The organism is Mycobacterium sp. (assembly GCF_035623875.1).
Lineage (GTDB): Bacteria > Actinomycetota > Actinomycetes > Mycobacteriales > Mycobacteriaceae > Mycobacterium.
Map to the genome: position 1 here is coordinate 1 of NZ_DASPSP010000060.1, position 8,161 is coordinate 8,161.

General features: G+C 68.1%; 8 protein-coding genes and 1 pseudogene. 8 read left to right on the forward strand and 1 reads right to left on the reverse strand.

Annotated elements, in window-relative coordinates; all coding sequences use genetic code 11:
- From VEI45_RS05140 to VEI45_RS05170, 7 genes are all read left to right on the forward strand, one after another.
- Nucleotides 1-1,021 (forward strand): DUF190 domain-containing protein (locus VEI45_RS05140; protein ID WP_324850772.1); only part of this gene is annotated, 1,021 nt, incomplete at its 5' end.
- Nucleotides 1,022-1,152: 131 nt separating this feature from the next.
- Nucleotides 1,153-1,521 (forward strand): YraN family protein, encoded by a 369-nt coding sequence (locus VEI45_RS05145; protein ID WP_324850774.1) that lies wholly within the window; start codon nt 1,153-1,155, stop codon nt 1,519-1,521.
- Entirely contained in the window at nt 1,521-3,032 is a 1,512-nt protein-coding gene (locus VEI45_RS05150) for a YifB family Mg chelatase-like AAA ATPase (RefSeq protein ID WP_324850776.1), read from the forward strand. Before VEI45_RS05145 ends, VEI45_RS05150 begins: the two co-directional genes overlap by 1 nt.
- Entirely contained in the window at nt 3,029-4,168 is a 1,140-nt protein-coding gene (gene dprA, locus VEI45_RS05155; protein ID WP_324850778.1) for a DNA-processing protein DprA, read from the forward strand. Before VEI45_RS05150 ends, dprA begins: the two co-directional genes overlap by 4 nt.
- Before the next feature lie 51 nt (nt 4,169-4,219).
- Nucleotides 4,220-5,077, forward strand: coding sequence for a siderophore-interacting protein (locus VEI45_RS05160; protein ID WP_324850780.1), 858 nt, complete (start codon nt 4,220-4,222; stop codon nt 5,075-5,077).
- 24 nt (nt 5,078-5,101) lie between these two features.
- Complete coding sequence (locus VEI45_RS05165; protein WP_324850782.1) at nt 5,102-6,262, forward strand: alpha-hydroxy-acid oxidizing protein; 1,161 nt, start codon at nt 5,102-5,104, stop codon at nt 6,260-6,262.
- A 32-nt stretch (nt 6,263-6,294) separates the two neighbouring features.
- Entirely contained in the window at nt 6,295-7,197 is a 903-nt protein-coding gene (locus VEI45_RS05170) for a tyrosine recombinase XerC (protein WP_324850784.1), read from the forward strand.
- A 58-nt stretch (nt 7,198-7,255) separates the two neighbouring features.
- On the opposite strand, the pseudogene VEI45_RS05175 reads toward VEI45_RS05170, so the two are convergent.
- A pseudogene (locus tag VEI45_RS05175) lies at nt 7,256-7,672 on the reverse strand (M23 family metallopeptidase); the annotation flags it as partial.
- Between the two features lie 306 nt (nt 7,673-7,978).
- On the opposite strand from VEI45_RS05175, the gene rpsB reads away from it, so the two are divergent.
- A partial coding sequence (gene rpsB / locus VEI45_RS05180) for a 30S ribosomal protein S2 (protein WP_324850787.1) occupies nt 7,979-8,161 on the forward strand: 183 nt, incomplete at its 3' end.

The following is an 8,161-nucleotide window of genomic DNA, read 5'->3' on the forward strand; positions in this document are numbered from 1 at the left end:
TCGTCGCTTCGTGGCCGAGACGATGCTCGATATATACGAACAACAACGCGTCGCAACCAGCATCGTGCTCCGCGGTATCGCCGGTTTCGGGTCGCGCCGCCACTTTCGAACGGACCAGTCCCTGAGCCTGTCAGAGGACCCCCCAGTCGCGGTGATCGCGGCGGACACCAAACCTGTCATCGACGGGTTGCTCGAATCCGTTCTGGCCGTGAACAAGCGCGGACTGATCAGCCTGGAGCGTGCCCGGTTGCTGCATGACGACATCCATACTGTCGAACTGTCTGATCAATATCACGAGGCCACAAAACTCACGATCTACGTCGGCCGCAAGGAGCGGGTCTACGACGTGCCCGCCTTCGTCGCGGTGTGCGATCTGCTCTACCGGCGCCAACTCGCGGGGGCATCGGTCTTCTTGGGCGTCGATGGCACCATTCGTGGCCAGCGGGAACGAGCGAAGTTTTTCGGCCGAAACCCCGACGTGCCGATGATGATCATCGCCGTCGGCAGCGGCGAGCGGATCGGCCGGGTGCTGCCCGAGATTGGCGGGCTCCTGAGGCGCCCCCTCGTCACGCTCGAACGGGTCCGGGTGTGCAAGCGCGACGGCCAACTCTTGGAACGACCACACGCTCTGCCCGGAACCGACGAACACGGCTTGGCTCTTTGGCAGAAGTTGATGGTCTACTCCTCGGAATCCGCACGCTTCGACGGCATGCCGATACACCGTGCGCTGATCCAACGACTCCGGGAACACGAATCGTCACACGGGGCAACCGTGTTGCGCGGAATCCGGGGCTTCCACGGTGACCACGCTCCGCACGGTGACAAGCTGTTCTCGTTGGGCCGGCATGTCCCGGTCGTGACCATCATCATCGACACCCCGAACAACATCGCCGCGTCCTTCGACGTAGTCGATGAAATCACTCGCGAACAAGGCCTGGTGACGAGCGAGATGGTGCCCGCGCTGGCCGCCGACGGCGACGACGGCAGCGGGGGAGCACGGATGGCCCACCACCAGTACTAGAAAGACGCGACGGGTCGCTGGCAACGACGCGTGCTGTGGACTGTCTCGCAACTGGGGATAACCGGTCACCATCTCGCATCTACAGCGGCGCGGTGTATATCCGCGTCGGTGCGCTGCCGCAGGGTGGCCGCATGACGATGTTGACGCGGGCGGAAATCGGAGCGCTCGGTGAGCAGCTGGCCACCGATCACCTGACCGGGCTGGGGCTGCGGATCCTGAGCCGCAACTGGCGCTGCCGGTACGGCGAGTTGGATGTGATCGCCGTCGACCCGACGACGAACACTGTGGTGTTCGTCGAGGTCAAGACCCGCACCGGCGACGGTTTCGGCGGTCTGGCACACGCGGTGACCGAGCGGAAGGCGCGCCGACTGCGTCGGCTGGCCGCGATCTGGCTGGCCAGTCAAGAGCAACGCTGGGCGGCCATCCGCATCGACGTGATCGGCGTGCGCATCGGCCGGCGTCGCACTCCGGAAATCACCCACCTGCAGGGAATCGGCTGATGGCGCTGGGGCGCGCGTTTTCGGTCGCGGTGCTGGGATTGGACGGCGAGATCGTCGAGATCGAAGCCGATATCACCTCGGGCCTGCCGGGTGTGCACCTGGTGGGTCTGCCTGACGCTGCATTGCAGGAGTCGCGAGACCGGGTCCGCGCAGCGATCACCAACTGCAACAACCGCTGGCCCATGTCCCGCCTCACGCTGGCACTTTCACCGGCAACGCTGCCGAAGATGGGCTCGGTCTATGACTTGGCGCTGGCGGCTGCGGTGTTGTCGGCGCAGCGGAAGACGCCGTGGCGACAGCTGGAGGCAGCCGTGGTGCTGGGCGAATTGGCTCTCGACGGACGGGTTCGGCCGGTGCGCGGGGTATTGCCGGCCGTGCTGGCGGCCAAGGGTGAGGGATGGAAAGCCGCGGTGGTTCCGGTGGAGAACCTGCCTGAAGCCAGCCTGGTCGACGGCATCGAGGTCTGGGGCGTGCGCACCTTGGCGCAGCTACAGGCCTGGCTCAGCGGATCGGCGCAGCTCGATGAGCGGATCAGCGGGGTCGTTCCGGAGGCTGAGCCGTCTGCGGATCTGGCCGACGTCGTGGGGCAGACCCAGGCCCGCTTCGCCGTCGAGGTGGCCGCCGCCGGGGCGCATCACCTGATGCTCACCGGCCCGCCGGGTGTGGGTAAAACGATGCTGGCGCAACGTCTTCCGGGGCTTCTTCCATCACTTTCTGACAGCGAGTCGTTAGAGGTCACCGCTATTCACTCGGTGGCCGGCCTGCTGTCGGATGCCACGCCGCTGATCACCCGGCCGCCGTTCGTTGCGCCGCATCACAGTTCCAGCGTCGCGGCGCTGGTTGGCGGTGGCTCGGGAATGGCCCGGCCGGGCGCCGTCAGCCGGGCGCACCGCGGGGTTCTTTTTCTCGACGAATGCGCAGAGATTGGCGTCAGCGTATTGGAGGCATTGCGAACGCCGTTGGAGGACGGTGAGATTCGCCTTGCCCGCCGAGACGGGGTGGCATGCTATCCGGCCCGCTTTCAATTAGTTATGGCCGCCAACCCGTGTCCCTGCGCCCCGGCGGATCCGCGTGACTGCATCTGCGCGGCAGCGGTCAAACGCCGCTATCTGGGCCGGTTGTCGGGGCCGTTGCTGGATCGCGTCGACTTGCGAGTCGAAATGCATCCGGTGCGGATGAGTGCGTTCGCGACCACCGAGGCCGAGTCGACGGCTCAGGTGCGGAGCAGGGTGGCATTGGCCCGTGATGCGGCAACCGAGCGGTGGCGCCCCCATGGATTTCGCACCAACGCCGAGGTCAGCGGAACGCTGCTGCGACGCCGGTTCCGGCTTGGCTGTGCGGCGATGCAGCCGTTGCGCAGCGCGCTGGAACGGGGTCTGCTCAGTATCCGGGGCGTCGATCGCACGCTGCGAGTCGCTTGGACATTGTCCGATCTGGTGGGTCGCACGTCGCCCGGGCGCGATGAGGTGGCCATCGCATTGAGCTTCCGTCAACCCGGAGCCGCACGATGACCGAGCTGACGTTGCGAGCATGGGCCTACCTGTCCCGGGTGGTCGAGCCGCCCTGCGCTCAACTCGCGGCCCTGGTGGATCAAGCGGGGCCGGTAGAAGCGGCCGACCGAGTGCGGCAGGGGCAGGTCGATGACGTCTTGGCCCGTCACACTGAGGCAAGGCGCGAAATCGACAGGGCGGCAGATGATCTCGAACTGCTTGCTCGCCGCGGCGGTCGGCTGATCACGCCCGACGACGATGAGTGGCCGATCCTGGCGTTCACCGCGTTCGGCGGCGACGCAGTCGCGGTGAAGCCACAGGGCAGACCGCCGCTGGTGTTGTGGGCAATCGGGCCGGCACGGCTGGATGAGACGGCGCAGCGGGCGGCAGCCGTTGTCGGAACGCGGGCGGCGACCAGCTATGGCGAGCAGGTGGCTGCCGACCTGGCGGCCGGGCTGGCCGAGCAGGACGTGGCGGTGGTTTCCGGCGGGGCTTACGGCATCGACGGCGCGGCCCACCGCGCGGTACTGGCTGCGCAGGGCGTCACTGTCGCAGTCTTGGCGGGAGGTCTTGATATCCCTTATCCCGCTGGACATTCCGGGTTGCTGCATCGTATCGCCAGCAGCGGATTGTTGGTCACCGAATACCCGCCGGGGGTGCGACCGGCACGGCACCGGTTCCTGACGCGCAACCGTTTGGTCGCCGCATTCGCCGGAGCGGCGGTGGTGGTGGAGGCCGGTTTGCGCAGCGGCGCGGCAAACACCGCCGCGTGGGCACGAGCGTTGGGCAGGGTGGTGGGCGCGGTGCCCGGGCCGGTCACCTCGTCGGCGTCGACGGGATGCCACGCTTTGCTGCGCGCCGGCGCCGAGGTTGTCACCCGCGCAGGGGACATCGTCGAGCTGGTGGGCCGGGTTGGTGAGCTGGCGCCCGAGCAGCCTCACCCGGCAACGCCGCTGGACGGGCTCAGCGACGACGAGCTGCAGGTTTATGAGGCGCTGCCGGGGCGCGGGGTCGCGACGGTCGACGAGATCGCCGTCGCCGCCGCGTTGGAGCCGGCGCGCATCCTGGCGCCGCTGGCGATGCTCGAGGTCGCCGGTCTGGCCGAGCGACACGACGGCCGCTGGGGCATCATCCGCAATCGCAGCCCGACACCGTGACGGCGGTGGCTCGTATAGTCGACGGGGTCAGCTGTGAAGGGGAGGAACTGCGTGGCCGGTCGACCAGTGCACACCTTCGAAGTGGTGCGCAGCGAAGAAGTCACGTCGCACATGGTCCGGGTTGTGCTCGGCGGCAGCGGGTTTGACACATTCACACCGAGCGAATTCACCGACTCCTACGTCAAGCTGGTAGTCGTCGACGACGACGTCGATATGGCCGGCCTGCCCCGTCCGTTGACGCTGGACAGTTTTGCCGACCTGCCGGCCGCCAAGCAGCCGGTGGTGCGGACGCTTACCGTACGGCGTGCCGACCCGGCTGCCCGCGAGATCGCCATCGACGTCGTCGTGCACGGCGAGCACGGCACGGCCGGACTGTGGGCCGCAAGCGCCGAGCCCGGCCAACCGGTGTACCTGATGGGGCCCGCTGGCGCCTACGCACCGGATCCAGCCGCCGACTGGCACCTGCTGGCTGGCGATGAGACCGCCGTGCCCGCCATTAGTGTTGCGCTTGAAGCGTTGCCCGCCAACGCAATTGGCCAAGTGTTCATCGAGATCGCCGGGCCCGAGGAGGAAATCCCGCTGATTGCACCGGACGATGTCCAGATCAATTGGATTTACCGCGGTGGGCGAGCCGATCTGATCGGTGAGGACAGAGCCGGCGACCACGCGCCGTTGATCGAGGCGGTCACGTCCGCCCCGTGGCTTCCCGGGCAGGTGCACGCCTTCATCCACGGCGAAGCGCAGGCGGTCATGCACAACCTTCGGCCCTATATCCGCAAAGACCGCGAAGTGGCGGCGAAGTGGGCGTCGATCTCGGGTTACTGGCGGCGCGGTCGCACCGAGGAGACGTTCCGGCAGTGGAAGAAGGAACTCGCGGCTGCCGAAGCGGCGGCCGGCGCAGCCGACTGATCGCCAACTGGCATTCTGGCGGTCATGGCATTTGGGGACTACCAGTTCGAGATCTACTTGCAGGGCCTCTCCGGAGTGGTGCCGTTGTTGCCGATGGCCCATGCCGAACTGGAGGCCAAGGCCGCGGCGGCGCTGCCACCGTGGGTGTGGTCGTATGTCGCCGGCGGCGCCGGCGATGAGCGCACGCAGCGGGCCAATTGCACCGCCTTCGAAGGTTGGGGGCTGATGCCCCGGATGTTCGTCGGCGCCAAGGAACGTGACCTGTCCGTCGAGCTGTTCGGCCTGACGTTGCCATCGCCGATATTTATGGCGCCCATCGGTGTGATCGGCATCTGCGCCCAGGACGGCCACGGCGACTTGGCCACCGCCCGCGCCGCCGCACGCACCGGGGTGCCGATGGTGATGTCGACGTTGACCGCCGACCCGCTCGAGGACGTCGCGGCCGAGTTCGGCGAAACCCCGGGATTCTTCCAGCTGTACACCCCGACCGACCGTGACCTGGCTGCCAGCCTGGTGCATCGCGCCGAGGCGGCCGGTTTCAAGGGCATCGTCGTCACCCTCGACACCTGGGTGCCCGGTTGGCGCCCTCGAGACCTGAGCACCGCGAACTTCCCCCAACTACGCGGACATTGCCTGAGTAACTACACCAGTGACCCGGTATTTCGGGCCAGCCTGCCGGCGCCGCCCGAAGAGAACCCGCAGGCCGTCGTGCTGCGCTGGGCGCAGGTCTTCGGCAACCCGCTGACCTGGGATGACCTTCCGTGGCTGCGCTCGCTGACCAAGTTGCCGCTGATCGTCAAGGGCATCTGCCACCCCGACGACGCGCGTCGCGCCAAGGACGGCGGTGTCGACGGCATCTACTGCTCCAACCACGGCGGCCGGCAGGCCAACGGCGGCTTGCCCGCGCTGGACTGCTTGCCGGACGTGGTCGAAGCTGCCGACGGGCTGCCGGTGCTGTTCGACTCCGGCGTCCGCAGCGGCGCCGACATCGTCAAGGCCCTCGCGCTCGGGGCGACCGCGGTGGGCATCGGGCGCCCCTACGCCTACGGCCTGGCGCTGGGCGGTGTCGACGGCATCGTGCACGTGCTGCGCGCGCTGCTGGCCGAAGCCGACCTGACCATGGCCGTCGACGGGTATTCGGCACTAGCCGATCTCACTCCGGACACCTTGCGGCGCGTCAGCTGAGTCAGATCGCCGGCGTCTGCGACCGTGGGGTAGTGGAGGCGATCCTCGACGAGTTCGACGACTTCCTGGCACTGCAGCGCGGTCGCTCGGCGCACACTCGTCGCGCCTACCTGGGCGACGTGCGGTCGTTGTTCGCCTTCCTGGATCAACGCGCGCCCGGGGCCGGCCTGCGTGGGCTGAGCCTGCCGATGCTGCGGTCGTGGCTGGCCGCCGGGGCGGGCGCCGGTGCGGCCCGCACCACCTTGGCGCGCCGCACCTCGGCGGTCAAGGCGTTCACCGCGTGGGCAGTGCGACAGGGGCTGCTGACGGACGACCCGGCTGCTCGGCTACAAGTGCCGAAGTCGCGTCGCACCCTGCCCGCGGTATTGCGACAGGATCAGGCCCTTGCCGCCATGGCGGCCGCGAAATCCGGTTGCCAGCAAGGCGATCCGCTGGCAGTGCGGGACCGATTGATCGTCGAGCTGCTGTACGCGACCGGGATCCGGGTCAGCGAGCTGTGCGGCCTGGACATCGACGACGTCGACACCGGACATCGCGTGCTGCGCGTGCTCGGCAAGGGCGACAAGCAGCGCACGGCGCCGTTCGGGGAGCCGGCCGCCGATGCGTTACGCGCCTGGCTGGCCGACGGGCGTCCCGCGCTGGCCACCGCGGAGTCAGGGCCGGCGCTGCTGCTGGGCGCGCGGGGCCGCCGGCTCGACGTGCGACAAGCCCGCACCGTCGTGCACCAGACCGTCGCCGCGGTGGACGGCGCACCTGATATGGGGCCGCACGGGCTGCGACACAGCGCGGCCACGCATCTGCTCGAGGGCGGCGCTGACCTGCGTGTCGTGCAGGAGTTGCTGGGCCATTCCAGCCTGGCCACCACCCAGCTCTACACCCATGTCACGGTCGCCCGATTGCGCGCGGTGCACGACCGGGCCCATCCGCGGGCCTGACCGCACCCCTGGGCTGAGACTCCTGTGGCTGATGCTACGAAAGTTGCGCAACTCAACGATTCAGCGGCTTCAGTCGAATGGGCGTGGACGCCAGCAACCCCAGCGGATCGACGTAATCGGCGCGGGCGGCCGGACCCCACATCGCTCCCCAGTGCAAACACGCCGCTGCCGGGCAGCCCGGATGCCCGGCAGACAATTCGCCGATCACCGTCCCCGCGGTCAGCAGCTGTCCAACCCGCACGCGAGCCTGCACCGGCTCGTAACTGGTGTGCAAACCACCCGGATGGGCCAACGACACCACCTGCCGGCCGGCCAGCGTCCCGGCGTACACCACGGTTCCCGCGCCCGCGGCATACACCGGCTGGCCCGGCGTGCCCGCCAAGTCCACGCCGCGATGGCCGCGATTCCAGTCCGGCGCCGGGGCGTCGAAGGTTCGCACCACCGCCGGGTGCGGCCGCAGCGGCCAGTCCAGGCGGGCGCTGGTCGGCGCGTCTCCGCGGGCCGGGCACGTCCAGATCAGCGCCGCGGTCAAGATCACCGGCACCCATCGCATATCCCCAGTTCACCGCGGCACCGCCAACCCAGCCAGCCAGCACTGTGGACAAAGCACCTGCTGAGACCGTGTAAACTGCTTCCCGCAGCCCGTACCAACGGACTGACTTCGCGTGTCTGCAAGTACACGGATGCCGCGCGGTCCCGTCGCCATACGGGTCCGGCATCCCGCAGACACCAGGGCCCGTCTTCACCCGATGCGGGCGACAACCGACACAAAGGCATAACCATGGCCGTAGTAACCATGAAGCAGCTGCTCGACAGCGGCACTCACTTCGGGCATCAGACCCGTCGCTGGAATCCCAAGATGAAGCGGTTCATCTTCACCGACCGCAACGGCATCTACATCATCGACCTGCAGCAGACGCTGACCTTCATCGACAAGGCGTACGAGTTCGTCAAGGAGACCGTC